Below are 19,456 nucleotides of genomic sequence, written 5' to 3' on the forward strand. Positions count from 1 at the left end.
GAACGGCGGGTGATATTCCCCTGCCCTAGTAATTTGATCCAACGGACGCGATGGCAGTTGCAATCATCGCGTTTCTTTTATGAACCCGAGCCGACCAACTAGTCGGTCGAATCTAAGGAGGTACTAGATCATGGCAAATCCGCTTTCCACGCTCGGCATCATCCACACGGCGATCAGCCTTGCCCCGGTTATCGCGGGCCTCTATGGCTTTGCCCGCTACGGCGCGATCGTTCCCGCCACACGCTCGGGCAGGATCTACGTGGCCACCATTATCCTGGCGGTCCTGACGTCGGCAGGGCTCTCGAGCACGGGTGGTTTCAACGAAGGTCATGCGCTCGGCATCGTCACCCTGCTGGCGATCGGCGGCAGCCTCGCGATCGACCGGCTCGCATTTGTCGGCCGCCTGAAGCCTTACCTCACGACGCTCAGTTTCTCCTTCAGCTACTTCTTGCTGATCGTGCCGGCGATCGCCGAAACGCTGAAGCGCCTGCCTGTCTCGCAACCGCTTGCCAGCGGACCGGAATCTCCGATCGTGCAAACGACCTTGTTGGTCTGGCTGGTGATTTTCCTGTCCGGGGTCTCGCTGCAGGCCTATCTGATCCACGCGCGCTCTCCGGCCAGGGCGCGTGCACACCGCCCGCACTGAGCGCTTGGAATATCCGGCTTCACATTGCACCAGCGCACGGTTCGGACCGTGCACTGGTGCAATGCATGTAGCAGTATCAGACGTCGCGGGCTGCGTGCGCCCAGTCCATGTAGAGGTCGCGCGCCTTGGCGGCGACAGGGCCGGCATGCAGGTCGCGGCTGTCCAGTCGGGTGACCGGCAACACCTTGGAGTAGTTGCCCGTGGTGAAAATCTCGTCGGCCGCCTCGAAATCAGCCATCGTCAACGTTGCTTCGACCACCTCGAAGCCGGCCCCGCGCAGGAGCGTCATCACACGGAAACGGGTGATGCCGGCCAGGAAGGTGCGGTTGGCGGCGGGCGTATAGACGACGCCGTCCTTGACGAGGAAGACGTTGGAAGAGCCGGTCTCGGCGATGTTGCCGAGCATGTCGCGCACCAGCGCATTGTCGAAGCCGCGCGAACGGGCTTCGGTCAGGATGCGCGCATTGTTGGGATAGAGGCAGCCGGCCTTGGCATCCGTCGGCATCGATTCCAGCGTCGGCCGCCGGAAGGGCGAGAGCGTCAAGGACGAGCCGCCATGGCCGTTGCCCATCGGTGCCTCGAACAGGCAAAGCGCGAAACGGGTCGATTCCGGGTCGATGGCAACGACGCCGGCCGCACCGTGCTCAGCCCAATACATCGGCTTGACGTAAAGCGCGGTCTTGCCGTCGAACTTCTTGGCGCCTTCCCAGGTCAGCGCCTCGATCTCTTCAGCCGTCATCGTCGGCTTGAGGCCGAGCGCGACCGCCGAGCGGTTGACGCGCTGGCAATGGAGATCGAGATCCGGCGCGACCCCGTCGAAAACGCGGGCGCCGTCGAACACCGTCGAGCCGAGCCACATCGCGTGCGAGGTCGGGCCAATCAGCGGCGGATTGCCGGAAAGCCATTCACCATCGACATAGGTCCAGGTCACGGAGCGGGGGGATGTATCGACGGCCATCGGCGTCTCCTTCAGGTCTTTTGTCCTCATTCTTCGGCATAACCCGAAAAAACAGCATCGTGGTGAATGGTTTTATCAAAAAATGTCATGACGGCCATTCTGGCACCGATGCCGCCTCTCGCTTAGTCTCACCTTTCCAAGAAGGGGGAAACCGTGCACATCAAGCACCTCGACCAGGATGACGTAGACATCTTCCGCCGCATTCGGCTGGAGGCGCTCAACCGTGCCCCAGAGGCCTTCGCCTCGACGGCGGCCGACTGGGAACAACTTTCGACGGAAGAATGGCAAGCGAGACTGACGACCAACACCGTCTTTGCAGCGCTCCAGGACGGCGAACCGGTCGGCATCATGGGGCTGATGCGCGAGCGCGCGAGCCGGCTGGCGCATCGGGCCACGATCATCATGGTCTATGTACGTGAAGAAGCGCGCGGTTCCGGCGCCGCGCGGAACCTTCTCACCCATCTCACCGACCATGCCCGCGCGTCCGGCATCCGCCTGCTGGAACTCGTCGTGCGGGCCGACAACCCCGCCGCCACCCGGTTCTACACACGCGAAGGGTTTCGCGAGATCGGCCGCGTGCCCGGCGGGATGTTCGATGGCGAAAAAGAAGTCGACGAAATTTTGATGGCGCGGCACATCGACGGCCGCGCCGCCGCGATAGGACAAGGAGCAGCCCGATGAGAGCGATGTATTACGACGCCTTCGAGAACACGCCGGAAATCCGAACGCTCGCCGATCCGACTCCGACGGAAAACGGCGTGGTCATCAAGGTCGAGGCGACGGGGCTCTGCCGCTCGGACTGGCACGGCTGGATGGGCCACGACGCCGACATTCGCCTACCGCATGTGCCAGGCCATGAACTCGCCGGTATCGTCACGGCCACTGGCCGCGGCGTCATGCGCTACAAGGTCGGCGACCGGGTGACCGTGCCCTTCGTTTCCGGCTGCGGCCGCTGCGGCGAGTGCCGCTCCGGCAACCAGCAGGTCTGCGAAGCGCAGTTCCAGCCGGGCTTTACCCATTGGGGTTCTTTTGCCGAATATGTCGCGCTCGACTTTGCCGACCAGAACCTCGTGCACCTGCCCGAAAGCATGGACTTCGCCACCGCGGCAAGCCTCGGTTGCCGCTTCGCCACCTCGTTCCGCGCCGTCGCCGACCAGGCAAAGGTCAAGGGCGGCGAGTGGGTGGCCGTGCACGGCTGCGGCGGCGTCGGCCTGTCGGCGATCATGATTGCAGCGGCGCTCGGCGCCCAGCCGATCGCCATCGATATCGCCGAGGACAAGCTTGCCTTTGCCCGCACGCTCGGGGCCGTCGCGACGATCAACGGTCGCGAGGTCGAAGACGTGGCTGCGGCCGTCAAGGACATCACCAGCGGCGGCGCCCATGTCTCGATCGACGCGCTTGGCAATCCGGTTACCTGCTTCAACTCGATCAAGAACCTGAGAAGGCGGGGCCGCCACGTCCAGGTCGGGCTGATGCTCGGCGAGCAGGCGACGCCGCAGATCCCGATGGCGCAGGTGATCGGTCACGAGCTCGAGATCTATGGCAGCCACGGCATGCAGGCCTGGCGCTACGACGCCATGCTGGCGATGATCGCCGACGGCAAGTTGAGGCCGCAGCAACTGATCGGCCGAGAGATCTCGCTGGAGGAGGCAATCCCGGCGCTCGTTTCGATGGATCGCGCCACCGATCTCGGCATCAGCGTGATCACACGCTTCTGACGGTCGTGATGCCGGGCGACCCCATTAGCAGCCGCTCGGCGGGCGCAGAATCCGCGCATGCCTCAACTTAGCGCAATCGAGCCATTCCGACTCACCGGTCGCTTGCGCTAGCCTTGTCCGGAACCAGGAGCAAGGCGGATGACGATTGGAAGACGGCGAAGACTGATCAGGCGCCAGCGGACCGGCACGGCGCTTGCCATTGCCGCGACGATCTCCTTTCTCGCCGGCATGACCGACGCGATCGGTCTGCTCAGCATCGGCGATTTCGTCTCCTTCATGAGCGGCAACACGACCCGCGCGGCGATCGCGCTCGGCAACGGCGATTTTATCGGCGCCCTGATCCTGCTCGGTGCGCTCGCGGCCTTTGTCATCGGCAATGCGCTGGGCGTGATCGTCTCTCAGCGCCTCGGCGTCGTCGGGGTGCTTTCCACGGTCAGCGTCGTGCTGATGCTGCTCGCCGGCCTTGAGCCCTGGCTGCCCCCTCCCTCTTTCTTCTACGGCGTCGTGCTGTCGATGGGCCTCGTCAATGCGGCGGTCGAACATGTCGAGGGACTGCCGATCGGGCTGACCTATGTCACCGGTGCGCTTTCGCGGTTCGGGCGCGGCCTCGGCCGCTGGCTGATCGGCAACTCCAACCGCCAATGGCTTGTGCAAATCACTCCCTGGCTCGGCATGTTCGCAGGCGCCGTGGCCGGCGCGGTGCTGCAACGCCATTTCGGGGCGGCCTCCCTTTGGGCGTCATTCGCACTCAGCGCTGGCCTTGCTAGCGCGACAATCCTGGTGCCGTCACGCTGGTCGCGACGCTATATCAATCCGGGCTGACGGATCAGCATTGAAGGTTTTCACTCCCCTTGCGATATTTTGCCCTTAAGCCCGGACGGGTTTCAGGGCAAAATCTGCGGAGAAGAATCACGAGCGAGGTCCTGTCATGGCGCTTGCGGCAGCCGTTTCCGAGGATGAACTCTACCATCCCGTCCTGAGCGCCAATCCGGCGCACCCCACTGGCTGGCGGGTGCGGACGATTATCAGTTCGCAAACGGAGGCGCGGCACAACCGGGCACTTTGGGCACCGACGCACCTGATCTCGATTCGAGCACCTGGCAGCCGACTGCTCTCGATGATCGAGCTACCGCCGGAACGGCACCTGGAGCTCTATTTCGGCGACAGCACCGATCCGGATGCTCCAGACGCAGCACGCGCCGAAGCGATCGAGGCCGCCTTCGCCTTCGTCGACCGCCTGCCGGAAGACGCGCATCTGCTCATCCATTGCCTCAGGGGCATCGGACGCTCGACGGCGCTCGCTCTCGGCATGCTGGCGCGCTACATGCCGCCGGAAGATGCGGCCGCGGCACTCCATGCGCTGCGGCCCGAGGCCAAGCCGAACCGGCATGTGGTCAACCTGTGCGATACGGCGCTTGGCCTCAAAGGCAAGCTTGCAAAGCAGGCTCTGCGCTTCCCGGCGAAGGTCTGGAAACCGGGCAAAGGGTGAAAAAGCGGGGCGACCGCTCGACCGCTACCCGTTGTGCGACGCACAAAGATTTGCCATGATCCCGAGAAAGAAAAGAGACAGCAGGATGCCCGATCGGGCATGGTGCTGTAAGTCCTTGATTCCGGAAGGGCTTTGACGGGACGATTTCAGTTTATCCCGTCCAAGCCAAGGGCCATTGACGGGAGGAAACGATGTCCCACGCAGCCTACGTGTTTGACGCCTACGGCACGCTCTTCGACGTGCATGCGGCCGTCAGACGCCACGCTCAGGAGATCGGACCCGATGGACAGGCCTTTTCCGAACTCTGGCGCGCCAAGCAGCTCGAATATTCCTGGGTGCGCTCACTGATGGGGAGCTACCTGGACTTCTGGCAGTTGACCGAGCAATCGCTCGATTTCGCCTTTGCCCGGTTCCCCTCGGCCGACCCGAAGCTGCGCAAGCGGCTGCTCGACGCCTACTGGACCCTCGACTGCTATCCCGAAGTTCCGGCGGTTCTGAAGGGGCTGAAGGAGCGCGGAGCGCGGATCGCCATCCTCTCCAACGGATCGCCGGCGATGCTCGCATCTGCGGTGCGCAACGCAGCGCTCGACATCGTCATCGACGACGTCTTTTCCGTCGATGCGGTGAAAGCGTTCAAAACGGCGCCCGCCGTCTATGACATCGTTACCACCAGCTACCGGCTCTACCCGCATGCCGTCTCGTTCCAGTCGTCAAACCGCTGGGACATCGCCGGAGCAACGAAATTCGGCTTCCGCACCGTGTGGATCAACCGGGCCGACATGCCCGACGAGTATCGCGATCACGGCCCGGCGCTGATCCTGCCCTCTCTCGAAAGCCTGCAATTCGGTATCTGAAGGAGTTCTCCATGGCCTGGTCGCCCACGCAGTACCTGAAGTTCGAAGACGAACGTACCCGACCCGCCCGAGATCTTCTTGCCCAGGTGCCCGATCTGCCCGAAGGCGTCGCCTTCGACCTTGGCTGCGGCCCCGGCAACTCCACCGAACTCATTCACAACCGGTTTCCCTGGGCCACGGTTTCCGGTCTCGACAGCGATGAGAATATGCTGGTTGCTGCGGCCAAGCGGCTGCCCGGCATCACCTTCGAAAAGGCTGATCTTGCAAGTTGGGTCCCGCCCATTGGCGCTTCGTTGTTTTACGGCAACGCCGTCTTCCAGTGGCTTCCGAACCATCTGGCGATTTTTGAGCGGCTGATGGCAGCTCTGGCCGCCGGCGGCACCCTTGCCGTCCAGATGCCCGACAATCTTGGCGAGCCGACCCATGTGCTGATGGAAGAAACCGCCCGCAGCCCGGACTTCGCCGCGGCCTTTGCCGACAGGACCATCCGCCGCGATCCGCTGCCGGGACCCGGGACTTATGTCGAATGCCTGGCCCCACATGCGGCAACCGTCGACGTCTGGCACACGGTCTACTACCATCGGCTGGCCAACGCCGAGGCGATCGTCGAATGGGTAAAGGGCACGGGCCTGCGCCCCTATCTCGATGCCTTGCCGAGCGACCGGCGCGAGGCCTTCACCGCTGCCTATACCGACCGGATCCGCGCCGCCTATCCGGCGATGAGCGACGGCAAGGTGCTGCTGCGCTTTCCGAGGTTCTTCATCTCGGCCGTGAAGGCGAGCTAGATCTGTTCGACCAGGAAGTCGATGAAGGCGCGTATGCGGGCGGCGAGATGTTCGTGGCCGGCGTAAACGGCATAGACCGTCTCGATCTCCCCTGACTGGTAATCCTCCAGCAACGGCACGAGCGTGCCGGCTGCGAAATCCGTCTCCACATGGAAACGCCCGATGCGGCCGATGCCGAGGCCGGCAAGGCAAAGCTGGCGGACGATCGAACCGCTGGAGACCTCCATGTTGCCAAAGACCGAGCGGAGCTCCACCGAGGTCTGCCCCGGCATGCGGAACGCCCATTCATCGACGCTGCGGCGAAAATTGAAGCGGATGCAATTGTGGCCCTCCAGATCGTCGGGCGTTTGCGGCGTTCCATGTCTCTTGAGGTAGGCGGGTGATGCGATCACCACCGGGCGAGTTTCCATGAGCTTGCGCGCCTTGAGCGACGAGTTGCGCAGCGGGCCGGTACGGATGGCCACGTCGGCGCGTTCACCGACAACGTCGATCATGCTGTCCGTCAGGGTGAGATCGAGCCGCACTTCCGGATAGCGCTCCAGGAACGCGGACGCGAGCGGCATGATGTAGCGCTCACCGAAGCCAACCGCGGCGTTCACCCGCAGCAACCCGCGTGGGGTCATGCGACCGCCGGCGGCCACCAGTTGTTCCGCTTCGACGATCTCGGCCAGAATGTGCTGCGCCCGCTGGAGATAGACCTCCCCTTCCGGCGTCAATTGCAAGGTCCTGGTTGAGCGCACCAGAAGGCGGGTACCGAGCCGATCCTCGATCCGGGTCACCAGCTTGCTGACAGCCGAAGGCGACAGCTTCAAGCGACGCGCAGCAGCCGAAAAGCTGCGGGTTTCCGAAACGGCGACAAAGACCTCCATCTCGCCCGCGCGATTGTCCATGCGACACCTTTGAATTGAATTCACAGTCGTTTGTCGCATTATGCGTATTATCGTCTGAAGTGCCAAGCCTCATATCATCAACAACCAACGCGCCCGGTTCCTCCTACAGCGCCGCGCGTCCTTTAAGACGCGCAAAGGTCGCTGTAACACTTTGAAGCGCTGCATGATTTTGTCCTTGGATCTGCGATTTAAGGAATTGTGCAGCGGCCGTGCGGGAAAGGTCTTGTCGTGCCCATTGCCCTCTTTGCCCTGACGATCGCGGCCTACGCGATCGGAACCACGGAATTCGTGATCGTCGGCCTACTGCCGACAGTCGCCACAGATCTCAACATCACCCTGCCGCTCGCCGGCCTGATCGTCAGCGTCTATGCGCTTGGCGTCACTTTCGGCGCGCCGGTCTTGACGGCGCTTACCGGCCGGATCGAGCGCAAGCCGCTCCTGATCGGCCTGATGGCGCTGTTCATCGTTGGCAACGCCGCCGCCGCCCTGTCACCAAGTTACGAGCCGCTGCTCCTTGCCCGCGTGGTCTCCGCCTTTGCCCATGGCGTGTTCTTCTCGGTCGGCTCGACCATTGCCGCCGATCTCGTTCCCGAAGATCGTCGCGCCTCGGCGATTGCCATGATGTTCATGGGCCTGACCGTCGCGATCGTCACCGGTGTGCCGCTTGGCACCTGGATCGGCCAGACCTTCGGCTGGCGCGCCACCTTCTGGGCCGTCACCGGCCTCGGCGTCGTCGCACTCCTCGCCATCGCCGCGCTGCTGCCCAATACACTGACGAAGGCACCGCCGGCCAGGCTGATCGACCAGGTGCGCGTGCTCGGTTCCGGCCGACTGCTGATCGTCTTTGCCATGACCGCGCTCGGCTATGGCGGTACCTTCGTCGCCTTCACCTTCCTTGCGCCGATCCTGCAGCAGATCACCGGTTTTTCTGAAGGTGCCGTCAGCCTGATCCTGGTGCTCTACGGCGTCGCGATCGCCATCGGCAACATTGCCGGCGGCAAGATCGCCAATCGTGACCCGGTAAAGGCGCTTGTCGGCCTGTTCCTGGCACAGGCGGCCGTGCTGGTCCTCTTTGCCTTCACCGCGCCCTCGCCGGTGCTGACGCTGGTGACGCTTGCAGCCCTCGGGTTCCTGTCCTTCGCCAACGTGCCGGGCTTGCAGCTCTACGTCGTTCAACTCGCCAAGCAGCATCGCCCGGGCGCTGTCGATGTCGCCTCGGCACTCAATATCGCCGCCTTCAACCTCGGCATCGCCGTCGGCGCGTGGCTTGGCGGCCTGATCGTCGCCTCCCCGCTCGGTCTTGGCATGACGCCCGTAATCGGCGCCCTGCTTGTCGCCGCGGCCCTGCTGCTCACGCTCGTAAGCGGCGCGCTTGATCGCCGCGCCGCAACCGCCTACCAACCGGCTTGAACCGCCGGCACCGAAGACCACCTATAGGATCGTTCCTTTCTTGCCCGGCCGCTGGCCAGACACCCGCCAAGCATGCCCATACAGGAGTTATCATCATGCATTCCGTCAATTCCAACGGCGCCAATATCCCGGCTCTCGGCTTCGGCACTTTCCGCATGCCCGGCGCCGACGTGCTGCGCGTGCTGCCGGAAGCGCTCAAGCTCGGCTTCCATCACGTCGACACGGCGCAGATCTACGGCAACGAGGCCGAGGTCGGCGAAGCCATTCACAACTCCGGCGTCGCGCGCGCCGACATCTTCCTCACCACCAAGGTCTGGGTCGACAAATATGCCCACCGCGACTTTCTCGCGTCTGTCGATGAGAGCCTGACGAAACTGCGGACGGATCACGTCGATCTGCTCCTTCTGCACTGGCCGGGCGGCAGCGACGTGCCGATGGCCGAGCGCATCGGTGCGCTCAACGAAGTGCAAAAAGCCGGCAAGGTCCGCCACATCGGCGTCAGCAACTTCAATACGGCGCAGATGGAAGAAGCGGTGAAGCTCAGCGACGCGCCGATCGCCACCAACCAGGTCGAATACCATCCCTATCTCGACCAGACCAAGGTGCTCGGCACCGCGCGCAAGCACGGCATGTCGGTCACCGCCTACTATGCGATGGCGAACGGCAAGGTGCCGAACGACCCGCTCTTGAAGGAGATCGGCGCGCGCCACGGCAAGACGGCAGCGCAAGTGGTGCTTCGCTGGCTGGTACAGCAGAAGGACGTGATCACGCTTTCCAAGACCGCGACGATCGATCGCCTGAAGGAGAATTTCGCGATCTTCGACTTCGCGCTCGGCGACGGTGAGATGGCCGAGATCCACGCGCTTGCACGACCGGACGGCCGCATCGTCAACCCCGAAGGTCTGGCGCCGGTCTGGGACAAGGCCGCCTGACCCAGACTACGGCATGTTTCCTTCAATCGTAGCGGATTGGAGGCCATTCAAAACGCTGCAGCGACCTTCGCGCACCTGATAAGACGCGCGGCACTGTCGTGATTTCGCCGCCGGCCAATTCCCTGTCGGCGGCGGACAGGATATGGACATCGCCCACGGACACCGATCAGAGGGAGGGGGCGATGTCGCTACATGTGGCTGAGACGAGTGATTTCGCTCCGGACTGGCCGGCAATCGTTGCCGTCGTTCTCGGCGTCACCGCCTTTTCGGTGGCGCAGGGCCTCACCTACCCCCTGATCTCGCTCTCACTCGAAGGCCGAGGTGTGTCGGCCGGCATGATCGGCCTCAACGCCGTGGGCTTTGCCGCCGGCCTGGGTGCTGCGACGCTGCTTCTCGGGCGGCTGACACGGATCGCCTCCGCTGACAAGCTGATCATCGCCAGCCTTTGCGGCTGCTCGGTCTGCCTTGCGACGCTTTGGGCCACCTCTCATCTCGCCGTCTGGTTCCTTGCACGCTTCGCCCTCGGCTTCTTCGTCAGCATGGTGTTCATGCTCGGCGAGGCCTGGCTGAACACGGCCTGCCCCGATCGGCTGCGCGGTCGCGTCTCCGGCCTCTATGGCGCCGGCATGTGCGGCGGCTTTGCCGCAGGCCCCCTGGCAATCCCGCTGCTCGGCACCAGCGGCGGGCTCGGCTTCGCGCTGCTTGCGATCTATATCGCCCTCGTCGCCTTCCTCACCGGGCTATTGACCATGGGCGCGCGCACCCGGCCCGAGCCGACTTCGACACGCGACCTCTTCGCCTTCTTCGGCAAGGCGCCGATGCTGATCCTCATGGTGCTGATGTTCGGCTTTGCCGATATCGCGGCGATTTCGGCCATGCCCGTCTATTTCGTCAAGACGGGCCACAGCCAGGCTTTCGCGGCCCTCAGCGTCACGGCGCTGGCCATACCGACGGCACTGGCGCAGCCCTTCATCGGCCTGCTGCTTGATCGCCTGCCGCGCCGCCGGGTGGCGATCTCGGCCGCGGCCGTCGCCGCCACCGGCTATCTGCTCGTGCCGTTCCTTTCGTCCGACATCGCATTGCTTCTGACATTCGCCTTCATCGGCGCAGCCAGCTTTGCGCTTTACACCGCCGCTCTGACCATGCTCGGCGAGGAGTATCGCGGCAGCATGCTGGTCGCCGGTAGTGCCGCCTTCTCGCTCGCCTATGCCGGCGGCAGTGCTGCCGGGTCCGGCGCCACCGGCGCGCTGATGACGCTGATCAACCCTGTTGCCGGTCCGCTTGGCGTCGGGATTGTTCTCGTGATTTTCACCCTGGCCTTCGCTGCGAGCGGGCGTCGTTACCTCTAACCCCGGACAGAAGCCCGCTGCGCGCTTCTGCACAAGCCGTTCTGCTTCACGGGACTGACAGCCGGGCAAGCGCATCGCCGAAAACGCGCGCGGCGGGCCCGAGCGGCTCATCGATCCGGTGGCACAGATAGGTCTCGGCGCCGACCTCACTGTTGCGACCGAGCGCCGTTGTCGGCATGCGCACGAGCCGCCCCTCGTCGAGATCACGCGCCACCTGCCAAAGGGGCAAGCGGCCCCAGCCAAGGCCCGAGCGGATCATCGCATGTTTGGTATCCTGGCTGCTGACGCGGCAGGTCTGCGGTGAAAGTACGCCGAAATCCCGCCCGGCGGTTCGTTGCGACGGGTCGGACTGCACGATCTGCAGGTGATCGGCAAGCTCGGCATTGTCGAGCGCCCCGCCACCGGCACGCAAACCCAGGGGATGGTGCGCGGCAACCACGGCGACGATCTGAACCGTCGTCAACGCCCGCCGGGCGATCGCCGGATCGCGGAAATCCTCGCCCACCATGATGCCGAGCGTGAAGCTCCGGTTGACGAGGCCGTCAAGCGGCCCGCCGAGCGGCGCGACCGCAAGCCGGATCGAAACATTGGGGTAGACCACCCGCATCTCGTTCAATGCCATCCCGACCGTTTCGATCGGAAACAGCGTGTCGACGATCAGAGAAAGCTCCAGCTCGATCCCCTCGCCAAGGCCTCGCGCCCGGGCGCGCATGGCGTCGACCCGAAGCAGGATATCGCGGGCATTGGCCAGCAGAGCCTGTCCCTCCGGTGTTAGGACCGGGCGGTGGCCGGAACGGTCGAACAGCGAGACGCCAAGCTCCGCCTCCAGATTTGAGATCGCGTGACTGATGGCCGATTGCACACGTGAAAGTCTGGCCGCACCGGAGCGAAAGCTTCCGCTTTCGGCAACGGTGACGAAGGTCCGCATCTGATCGAGTGTCAGGGCATCGAGCATGATCGATCCAATAGATCAAGTTGATGAATTTTATCTCACTTCTTCAGATCATGCGAAACACCCATCTTTCGTTCTGAACAGCGAAAGCGCAGCAGAAGGAATGGGCCCGATGGCTAAATTACTGGTTCTCTACTACTCGTCCTACGGTCACATCGAGACCATGGCGGAAGCCGTCGCCGAGGGTGCGCGCGCCGCCGGCGCTACCGTGGCGCTGAAGCGGGTGCCCGAAATCGTTCCGGACGAGGTCGCGATCAGGGCGGGCTACAAGCGCAATCAGGAGGCGCCGATCGCGACCGTTGCCGAACTGCCCGACTACGACGCAATCATCATCGGCACGCCAACGCGTTTCGGCAACATGGCCGCGCAGATGAAGAACTTTCTCGACCAGGCGGGGGGTATCTGGGCGCGTGACGCATTGGTCGGGCGCATCGGCAGCGTCTTTACCTCGACCGGCAGCCAGCATGGCGGCCAGGAATCGACCATCCTCGCCACCCACACGGTGCTTTTGCATCTCGGCATGGTGATCGCCGGCCTGCCCTACAGCTTCAAGGGCCAAATGCGCATGGACGAAATCACCGGCGGATCGCCCTATGGCGCCGCGACACTGGCCGACGATGGCAATGGCGGCGACCGCCGGCCGAGCGCCAACGAACTGGAAGGCGCACGCTTCCAGGGCCGTCACGTGGCTGAACTGGCGGCGGCGCTGGTCGCCGGCCGTACGCGCGTGGCGGAGATCGCCTGATGACCACGACCGCAGCCATTGTTCGCGAGAGAACCGATTGGGCGGGGGTGGCAACCGTCGTTGCGGCCGGGATTGTCGCGGCCATGCAGGTCGGCAAGGGGCTGATTGCCGGCCCGCTCCTGCAATCCGACCTCGGGCTCGACCTTGCCGCGCTCGGCTGGATTACCTCCGTCTTTGCCATCGTCGGCGTCGTCGGCGGTATGGCGGCGGGCGCGCTCGTCGCTGTGGCCGGTGATCGCCGCCTGCTCGGCATCGGGATGTCCACGCTCGCGCTTGGTTCCTTCGCGGGAGCGGCCAGCCACACGTTCACGCTGCTGCTTCTATCACGCATCCTCGAAGGCTTCGGCTTTCTCCTCGTCGTTGTCGCCGGACCGGCGATCCTCATGCGTCTCGTCAGCTCCGTCCGACGCGACCTCGTCTTTTCGCTCTGGAGTTGCTTCATGCCCGCGGGCATCGCGGCCGCCATGCTGATCGGACCATTCTTTGCCGATTGGCGGTCGATCTGGTTGAGCAATGCCCTGATCACACTGGCAAGCCTGTTTTCTGTGTTCCTGGCTGTTTTGCCACCGGCAGATACAGCCGGCACCGCGGGCAGCTTCCGGAACGATGCGGCCGAAACGCTCGCAAGCCGCGGCCCGGCGCTGCTTTTCGTCCTGTTTTCCCTGTTCAGCCTGATGAGTTTCACGCTTTCCAGTTTCCTGCCTATCCTGCTGCTCGAGCGCTTGAAAGTCTCACTTGCAACCGTCGGCGTCATCAGCGCCGTCATTACGCTTGTGAATGTCATCGGTAATCTTGTTGCGGGCCATCTGCTTTCCAGCGGTTTTGCCCGCGGACGGTTGATCGCGACCGCAGCCGTACTGATGGCCGCGTCCGGTCTGTGGATCTTTCTCGGTCAATACGGCGAAGGCCTGACCGTTGGGCTCTGCCTTCTGTTTTCGGCGATCGGCGGCCTCATTCCCGCCACGCTGATTTCATCGGTGCCGATCCTCTCACCCCGACCGGCGCTTGCGCCGATGACGATGGGGCTGCTGATGCAAGGCAGCAATTTCGGACAGCTTGTCGGCCCCGTCGCGGTCGGAGCGGCGATCGAACAGTTCGGTTGGGTCTCGGGTGCCGCCTTCATTGGTGTCGGCGCCCTTCTCTGCATTGTTCTTTCCGCCAGGCTCGAACGAACCGTGCGGAGCAGGGTGGAGCGGACAGGATGACCTGCCACAGGTTGATCCGCCGCCGCAAACAAAAAAAGCCCACCGGTGGAAACCGGTGGGCTTGATATTTCAGGCAGACGATCGGCGGATCAGACGAACTGGCTGAGGCCCGGAACCGAAGCGACGACTTCGTCGACCACTTCGTCGCCAGCCTTTTCCTTGGCAAACGCAATGGTTTCCTTGGCGAGCGAGGTGATTTCACCCATGCCGAGGCCCTGGCTCATCAACTGCTGGCCGAGCGCCATGACGCCACCACCGCCGATGGCGGCCATCAGGCCACCCAGCAGACCGCCGCCGCCCGAACCTTCGCCATTGTGCTGGGCGATCAACTCGGAGGCGCCCGGGATCGCTTCGATCATCTGGGCAACCGGACCGTCGGCGGCTTCGCGCTGCAGGAAGCCGAGGATCATGCCGACAGCCTTCTCAGCCGTCGCCGGCTCGATACCGACATTCTCCACGACGCGCGTGACCAGTTCATTCATGGACTTAACTCCCTCATTGGATATTTGACGTTGACGTCAAGGTAAATGATCGTTCCGGAAATGACAAGCGGTGGCGGCTCCCAGTGCCGGACAAACCCACGGCTTTCCGCCGGCATTCGCCGGCGTTCGACCCCGGCGCAGCGGACCTCTTTGGACCAATGGTTTCACGATGCCGCAGGCATGGCAAGGCAGCCAGCCGGGTACTGTCGATCCATCCTCGCTCCTGCGTCCAGACGGGAACAGCCTTGTTGCCCGGCGTAGCTGCACCACCTATAACAGGAGCGAGCCACAGATCGATGACGGGCGCTTGCGAAATTCCGCGAACCGCCCGCTTTCATTGACGAAACGGAGATGAAGCCCACATGTTGGAAGAAGGCAAGCTCTTTATCGGCACCAGCCGCAAGCCTGATGATTCGATCAACAAGGGCGAGTATCTGGAACTCAAGTTCGGCAACCGCCACGGGCTGATCACCGGCGCTACGGGCACCGGCAAGACAATCACCCTGCAGATCCTCGCCGAGGGCTTTGCCAATGCCGGCGTCCCGGTTTTCTGCGCCGACGTCAAGGGCGATCTCTCCGGCATCGGTGCGATCGGCGAGCCGAAGGATTTCATCACGAAGCGTGCCGAGCAGATCGGCCTGCCGACCAACCCTTACGAGTTTCAGGAGTTCCCGGTCATCTTCTGGGATCTCTACGGCGAGAAAGGCCATCGCGTCCGCACCACCATGTCGGAAATGGGCCCCCTGCTGCTGTCGCGGCTGATGAACGCCACCGACGCCCAGGAGGGCGTGCTCAACATCGCCTTCAAGATCGCCGACGAGGGTGGGCTGCCGCTACTCGACCTGAAAGACCTGCAGGCGCTGCTCAATTACATGGGCGACAATGCCAGCGCGCTTTCCAACCAGTTCGGCTTCATTTCCAAAGCTTCCGTCGGCTCGATCCAGCGTGAACTCCTGATCCTCGAGCAGCAGGGCGCCGAGCACTTCTTCGGCGAACCGGCGCTGAAGATCACCGACATCATGCGCACGACCAATGACGGGCGTGGGGCTATCTCGGTTCTGGCGGCCGACAAGCTTATGATGAACCCGCGCCTTTACGCGACGTTCCTGCTCTGGCTGCTTTCGGAACTGTTCGAGGAACTGCCTGAGGTCGGCGATCCGGACAAGCCAAAACTGGTGTTCTTCTTTGACGAGGCACATCTGCTCTTTAACGATGCGCCGAAGGCGTTGATCGAGCGCGTCGAACAGGTGGTACGCCTGATCCGCTCCAAGGGCGTCGGCGTCTATTTCGTCACCCAGAACCCGCTCGACGTGCCGGACACGGTGCTTGGCCAGCTCGGCAACCGCGTCCAACATGCGCTTCGCGCCTATACGCCGCGCGACCAGAAGGCGGTGAAGACGGCGGCCGACACGTTCCGCCCGAACCCCGACTTCGACTGCGCCACCGTCATCACCAACCTCGGCACCGGCGAGGCGCTGGTGTCGACGCTCGAAGGCAAGGGCGCGCCGTCGATGGTCGAGCGCACGCTCGTTCGCCCGCCGCAATCACGCGTCGGCCCGCTGACCGAAGCCGAGCGGCAGAAGGTGATGGATGTCAGCCCCGTGCGCGGCCTCTATGACGAAGACTTCGACCGAGAGTCGGCCTATGAAATGCTCAGTGCACGCGCCAAGAAGACGGCCGATGCGCAGGCTCAGGCGCAGCAACAGGCTGAACAGGCAGACCAGGCCAGCACCGGCGGCAGCCGCTGGACCTTGCCCGGCTTCGGCGACGATGAGCCGGCGGCACCGGCCGGCAAGCAGGCGCGGCCGCGCAGTTCCGGATACCAGCGCGAGACCGTCGTCGAAGCGGCGATGAAGTCGGTCGCCCGCACTGTCGCCACCCAGGTCGGCCGCGCACTGGTGCGTGGCATCCTCGGCAGCCTCAGCCGGCGATAGGAAGTGTCGGTCGAGAACACGACGAGATCAATTCGCGCGCCCTGATCCCGATCGAGGCGCGTCGCTTTTTGAAAGGAACAAGTCGCATGGACGTGAAGGATTCGAACGGCGCCATTCTGGCGGATGGCGACAACGTTGCCCTGATCAAGGATCTGAAGGTCAAGGGAACATCGACGACACTAAAGCGCGGCACGATGGTTAGGGGTATTCGCCTCACCGACAATCCCGACGAAGTCGAGTGCCGGATGGAGAAGATCAAGGGCCTGGTGCTGCGCACCGAATTCCTGAAGAAGGCTTGAGGCCGCAGCTAAACGGGGCGCGGCTGCAGCTCAATGCCGCGTCTTCAGTTCGCAGCCGCGTCGCGGCTGCGGGCTCACAATGACAGCAGCCCCTTGAGCGCAGGCGTAATCGCTGGTCAGTTCCAGCAGGGCAAGCGCGATCTCGTCCCAGCGCCATCCCGAGCGCTCGGCGAGTTCCGTCAACAGTTCGAACTCCTCTCGCATGGCCCCCTGACATTCGAGTTCGCGCCCAACAAAAGCCTGCAAATGCTTCGGTCCAGAGATCATCGGATTGCTCCTCCTAGCTACTCAACGCGGGAGGAGACGAGAGGGTTCCCCAAGCGCCAAACGCACGCCTCGCCCGCCTGCCCGCGCCGAATCCGTGATGGAACCATTCGCCCGTCCAGCGGTTGGGGTAGCACAGGAGGTAGCGTTATGAAGAAACTCGTACTAGCGGCCCTATTGTCGAGCGTCACGCTCGCAGGCGTCAGTTTTGCCCAGACCACGACGGTCGTGGTGCCGGGCGAAGTCAGAACCTATGTGCTGGAGCAAAGCAGTCCGTCTGTGGTCTATGACGGTGCCGTCGTTGTCGGCGAGCCGTTGCCGGAAGCCGTCGAAATTTATCCGGTCCCCGAACAATCGGGTTATGGCTATGTCGTCCTCAACCAGAAAAGAGTGCTCGTTGACCCGCAGACCAGGCAGGTCATCGAGGTGCTGGAGTAAGAGCACGGCTGTACTGCCAACCGCACGCAGCGAAAAGCCCGGCAGGGTTGCCGGGCCTTTCTCTTGGCGTTGGTCCGCCGGGTTTGGCGACGAGAGCGGCGAGCCTCAGGCTACCGACAGCTTGACGTCGATGTTGCCGCGGGTTGCATGGCTGTAGGGGCAAACGATATGGGCCTTCTGGACGAGGTCTTCGAGCACGCCCTTGTCGACGCCCGGCGAGGCGATCTGCAGGGCAGCCTCGATGTAGAAGCCGGTGCCATCTTCGCGCGGACCGATGCCAACGTTGCCCGTCACCGTCGTGTCTTCCGACAGCTTTACCTTCTCCTTGCCGGCAACAAACTTCAGGGCACCGAGGAAGCAGGCCGAGTAGCCGGCCGCGAACAACTGCTCCGGATTGGTGCCGCGGGCGCCGTCGCCGCCAAGTTCCTTCGGCACGGTGAGGGTGACATCGAGAACGCCGTCGGCGCTCTTGGCCTGGCCAGCACGGCCGCCGGTTGCAGATGCAGTGGTGCGATAAAGAATGGGCATTGGCGTTCTCCTTTGCGTTTCCAAGTGGATGCAGTTTAGATAGCGCAAAATTCAATTGTACGCAAATTAATTTTGCAAATTGCATTTTCGGTACGTTTTTGCGACAATGCGGCCATGGCGAACAAGGCAGCAAACATCGACACGATCCCGGAAGAGGCATTGGCGCTCGGCAAGCAGCTCTGCTTTGCCGTTTATTCGGCGGCGCATGCCTTCAACCGCGCCTACAAGCCGCTGCTCGATCGTTTCGGCCTCACCTATCCACAATATCTCGTGCTGCTGGCGCTCTGGCAACAGGACAAGATGACGGTCAAGCGTATCGGCGAAGAGATCGGGCTCGATTCCGGTACGCTATCTCCGCTGCTGAAACGCCTGGAGGCCGCCGGCTATGTCGGGCGGCAGCGGGATCCGGGCGACGAGCGCCAGGTGATCGTCCGTCTTACGGAAAAAGGCCACGAGCTGAAGAGCGAGGCCTTCGGTATTCTGATCGATATCGGCAAGGCCTCGGGTTGCAGCCTGGAAGAGGCCGGAGAGATCCGCGAGACGCTGCATCAACTGACGCGACAGTTGAGCACCGGCCACGGCAAAGAGTAAGCGGACAGCGCGCAGGCGGGAGGCGTCCCGCTGCGTCAGGATGCCTGAGCGGGCAGCGAACCCACACAGACCAGCGTCAGATGACGAGGATCGGCGCCTTGCCGCGCACGCGATCGTAGAGGTCCATCACATCCTGGTTGAGCATGCGCACGCAGCCCGACGAGACGGCCTTGCCGATCGACTTCCACTCCGGTGTGCCGTGGACGCGATAGAGCGTGTCCTGCCCGTTCTGGAAAATATAAAGCGCGCGCGAACCCAGGGGATTGTTGAGACCCGGCGCCATGCCACCGTTCCTCGCCGAATACTGCTTCAGCTGCGGCTGGCGGGCGACCATGCTGTCGGGCGGCGTCCAGCGCGGCCACTTCTGTTTCCACTGGATGACGCCGCGACCCGACCACGCGAAACCTTCGCGACCGAGACCGACGCCGTAACGCAGCGCCCTGCCCCCCGGCTGGATCAAGTAGAGGTAACGATCGCCGGTATCGACGACGATGGTTCCCGGCTGCTCGCCGAAGGGATCGCTGACCTCCTGGCGATAGAAGCGTGCATCGATCTGGCGATAGGGCACTTCCGGCACCTGATAGCCACCATCGTAGAGGCTGGCATAGATGTCCGAGACATAGAGGCCCTGTGGCGGCAGACCGGTCGGCACCGGCCCCTCGCCGCCCGGCCCCACATAGACGCCTTCGGCGCGCGGGTCGATCCAGCGATTCTCAAGCGCGGGATCGCGGAACACCGGGGCCGTCTGGTAGCGGAAGACGTCCGTGTTCATCGAGGACGTGCAGCCTGCAAGGCCGGCAGAGGCGAGCGCCAAGCCGGACGAGCGGAGAAACTGACGGCGGGAGAGAAGGACTGAAGACGACATCGAACTCTGAAATGCTTGAGTGCGGCATGGAGTGCTGCATGAAATTGCTTAACGAAATGCTTCGCGCAGACCCGCTGAATAAGGCGATGCTTGCATTTGCGGCTGGAACGAGGCTTGCGTGG

At 63.5% G+C, this 19,456-nt stretch carries 23 protein-coding genes; 16 read left to right on the forward strand and 7 right to left on the reverse strand.

Going from position 1 to position 19,456, the window contains the following annotated elements; all coding sequences use genetic code 11:
• Positions 1-130 precede the first annotated feature (130 nt).
• Positions 131-646 carry a hypothetical protein gene (locus tag MKZ91_RS06120; protein WP_336169053.1) on the forward strand — a complete coding sequence of 172 codons (516 nt, stop codon included), beginning with the start codon at positions 131-133 and terminating at the stop codon, positions 644-646.
• Between the two features lie 76 nt (positions 647-722).
• Here the strand turns inward: MKZ91_RS06120 and MKZ91_RS06125 are convergent, their stop codons facing one another.
• Positions 723-1,604, reverse strand: coding sequence for a branched-chain amino acid aminotransferase (locus MKZ91_RS06125; protein ID WP_336169055.1), 882 nt, complete (start codon positions 1,602-1,604; stop codon positions 723-725).
• Positions 1,605-1,757: 153 nt separating this feature from the next.
• Here MKZ91_RS06125 and MKZ91_RS06130 point away from each other — a divergent pair, with 153 nt between their 5' ends.
• The 6 genes from MKZ91_RS06130 (at position 1,758) to tam (ending at position 6,450) form a co-directional block, all read left to right on the forward strand.
• On the forward strand, positions 1,758-2,285 hold the full coding sequence (locus tag MKZ91_RS06130) for a GNAT family N-acetyltransferase (RefSeq protein WP_336169057.1): 528 nt from the start codon (positions 1,758-1,760) through the stop codon (positions 2,283-2,285).
• The gene (locus tag MKZ91_RS06135; protein ID WP_336169059.1) at positions 2,282-3,322 is read left to right on the forward strand and encodes a zinc-dependent alcohol dehydrogenase family protein; all 1,041 of its coding nucleotides are present in this window, start codon (positions 2,282-2,284) and stop codon (positions 3,320-3,322) included. The genes MKZ91_RS06130 and MKZ91_RS06135 overlap by 4 nt, the downstream gene beginning before the upstream one ends.
• A gap of 138 nt (positions 3,323-3,460) precedes the next feature.
• A complete protein-coding gene (locus tag MKZ91_RS06140; RefSeq protein ID WP_336169062.1) occupies positions 3,461-4,144 on the forward strand; it encodes a YoaK family protein in 684 nt (227 codons plus the stop codon).
• A gap of 106 nt (positions 4,145-4,250) precedes the next feature.
• On the forward strand, positions 4,251-4,811 hold the full coding sequence (locus tag MKZ91_RS06145; protein WP_336169065.1) for a phosphatase: 561 nt from the start codon (positions 4,251-4,253) through the stop codon (positions 4,809-4,811).
• Between the two features lie 191 nt (positions 4,812-5,002).
• Positions 5,003-5,665, forward strand: coding sequence for a haloacid dehalogenase type II (locus tag MKZ91_RS06150; RefSeq protein WP_336169068.1), 663 nt, complete (start codon positions 5,003-5,005; stop codon positions 5,663-5,665).
• A gap of 11 nt (positions 5,666-5,676) precedes the next feature.
• A complete protein-coding gene (gene tam / locus MKZ91_RS06155; protein WP_336169071.1) occupies positions 5,677-6,450 on the forward strand; it encodes a trans-aconitate 2-methyltransferase in 774 nt (257 codons plus the stop codon).
• On the opposite strand, the gene MKZ91_RS06160 is transcribed toward tam, so the two are convergent.
• Positions 6,447-7,340 carry a LysR family transcriptional regulator gene (locus MKZ91_RS06160; protein ID WP_336169073.1) on the reverse strand — a complete coding sequence of 298 codons (894 nt, stop codon included), beginning with the start codon at positions 7,338-7,340 and terminating at the stop codon, positions 6,447-6,449. The genes tam and MKZ91_RS06160 overlap by 4 nt on opposite strands.
• Positions 7,341-7,568: 228 nt before the next feature.
• Here MKZ91_RS06160 and MKZ91_RS06165 point away from each other — a divergent pair, with 228 nt between their 5' ends.
• The 3 genes from MKZ91_RS06165 to MKZ91_RS06175 all read left to right on the forward strand — a co-directional run bounded on the left by MKZ91_RS06165 (position 7,569) and on the right by MKZ91_RS06175 (position 11,031).
• Positions 7,569-8,750, forward strand: a complete 1,182-nt coding sequence (locus tag MKZ91_RS06165) for an MFS transporter (RefSeq protein WP_336169076.1) — start codon at positions 7,569-7,571, stop codon at positions 8,748-8,750.
• Between the two features lie 95 nt (positions 8,751-8,845).
• The gene (locus tag MKZ91_RS06170; protein WP_336169079.1) at positions 8,846-9,682 is read left to right on the forward strand and encodes an aldo/keto reductase; all 837 of its coding nucleotides are present in this window, start codon (positions 8,846-8,848) and stop codon (positions 9,680-9,682) included.
• A 182-nt stretch (positions 9,683-9,864) separates the two neighbouring features.
• A complete protein-coding gene (locus tag MKZ91_RS06175; protein WP_336169081.1) occupies positions 9,865-11,031 on the forward strand; it encodes an MFS transporter in 1,167 nt (388 codons plus the stop codon).
• Positions 11,032-11,077: 46 nt separating this feature from the next.
• On the opposite strand, the gene MKZ91_RS06180 is transcribed toward MKZ91_RS06175, so the two are convergent.
• Positions 11,078-11,986, reverse strand: a complete 909-nt coding sequence (locus MKZ91_RS06180) for a LysR family transcriptional regulator (RefSeq protein WP_336169083.1) — start codon at positions 11,984-11,986, stop codon at positions 11,078-11,080.
• Positions 11,987-12,095: 109 nt separating this feature from the next.
• On the opposite strand from MKZ91_RS06180, the gene wrbA reads away from it, so the two are divergent.
• Positions 12,096-12,728: an NAD(P)H:quinone oxidoreductase gene (gene wrbA / locus MKZ91_RS06185; RefSeq protein ID WP_336169086.1), complete on the forward strand. Its 633-nt coding sequence runs from the start codon at positions 12,096-12,098 to the stop codon at positions 12,726-12,728.
• Entirely contained in the window at positions 12,728-13,933 is a 1,206-nt protein-coding gene (locus MKZ91_RS06190; protein ID WP_336169088.1) for an MFS transporter, read from the forward strand. The genes wrbA and MKZ91_RS06190 overlap by 1 nt, the downstream gene beginning before the upstream one ends.
• An 89-nt stretch (positions 13,934-14,022) precedes the next feature.
• Here the strand turns inward: MKZ91_RS06190 and MKZ91_RS06195 are convergent, their stop codons facing one another.
• A complete protein-coding gene (locus tag MKZ91_RS06195) occupies positions 14,023-14,415 on the reverse strand; it encodes a hypothetical protein (RefSeq protein WP_336169090.1) in 393 nt (130 codons plus the stop codon).
• A gap of 362 nt (positions 14,416-14,777) precedes the next feature.
• Between MKZ91_RS06195 and MKZ91_RS06200 the strand changes: the two genes are divergently transcribed.
• Together MKZ91_RS06200 and MKZ91_RS06205 are read left to right on the forward strand one after the other, a co-directional pair.
• On the forward strand, positions 14,778-16,349 hold the full coding sequence (locus MKZ91_RS06200; RefSeq protein ID WP_336169091.1) for a helicase HerA-like C-terminal domain-containing protein: 1,572 nt from the start codon (positions 14,778-14,780) through the stop codon (positions 16,347-16,349).
• An 86-nt stretch (positions 16,350-16,435) separates the two neighbouring features.
• Positions 16,436-16,648 (forward strand): alkylphosphonate utilization protein, encoded by a 213-nt coding sequence (locus MKZ91_RS06205; protein ID WP_336169092.1) that lies wholly within the window; start codon positions 16,436-16,438, stop codon positions 16,646-16,648.
• Between the two features lie 30 nt (positions 16,649-16,678).
• Here MKZ91_RS06205 and MKZ91_RS06210 read toward each other — a convergent pair whose 3' ends face one another.
• Positions 16,679-16,915 carry a hypothetical protein gene (locus MKZ91_RS06210; RefSeq protein WP_336169093.1) on the reverse strand — a complete coding sequence of 79 codons (237 nt, stop codon included), beginning with the start codon at positions 16,913-16,915 and terminating at the stop codon, positions 16,679-16,681.
• A 147-nt stretch (positions 16,916-17,062) separates the two neighbouring features.
• Here MKZ91_RS06210 and MKZ91_RS06215 point away from each other — a divergent pair, with 147 nt between their 5' ends.
• Positions 17,063-17,350 (forward strand): DUF1236 domain-containing protein, encoded by a 288-nt coding sequence (locus MKZ91_RS06215; RefSeq protein WP_336169095.1) that lies wholly within the window; start codon positions 17,063-17,065, stop codon positions 17,348-17,350.
• A gap of 105 nt (positions 17,351-17,455) precedes the next feature.
• On the opposite strand, the gene MKZ91_RS06220 is transcribed toward MKZ91_RS06215, so the two are convergent.
• On the reverse strand, positions 17,456-17,878 hold the full coding sequence (locus tag MKZ91_RS06220) for an organic hydroperoxide resistance protein (protein ID WP_336169098.1): 423 nt from the start codon (positions 17,876-17,878) through the stop codon (positions 17,456-17,458).
• 114 nt (positions 17,879-17,992) lie between these two features.
• Here MKZ91_RS06220 and MKZ91_RS06225 point away from each other — a divergent pair, with 114 nt between their 5' ends.
• Positions 17,993-18,469: a MarR family winged helix-turn-helix transcriptional regulator gene (locus MKZ91_RS06225; protein ID WP_336169099.1), complete on the forward strand. Its 477-nt coding sequence runs from the start codon at positions 17,993-17,995 to the stop codon at positions 18,467-18,469.
• A 76-nt stretch (positions 18,470-18,545) separates the two neighbouring features.
• Here MKZ91_RS06225 and MKZ91_RS06230 read toward each other — a convergent pair whose 3' ends face one another.
• The gene (locus MKZ91_RS06230) at positions 18,546-19,334 is read right to left on the reverse strand and encodes a L,D-transpeptidase family protein (protein ID WP_336169101.1); all 789 of its coding nucleotides are present in this window, start codon (positions 19,332-19,334) and stop codon (positions 18,546-18,548) included.
• Positions 19,335-19,456: the final 122 nt, after the last annotated feature.

Source organism: Ensifer sp. MJa1, from assembly GCF_037026475.1.
Taxonomy (GTDB): Bacteria; Pseudomonadota; Alphaproteobacteria; order Rhizobiales; family Rhizobiaceae; genus Ensifer.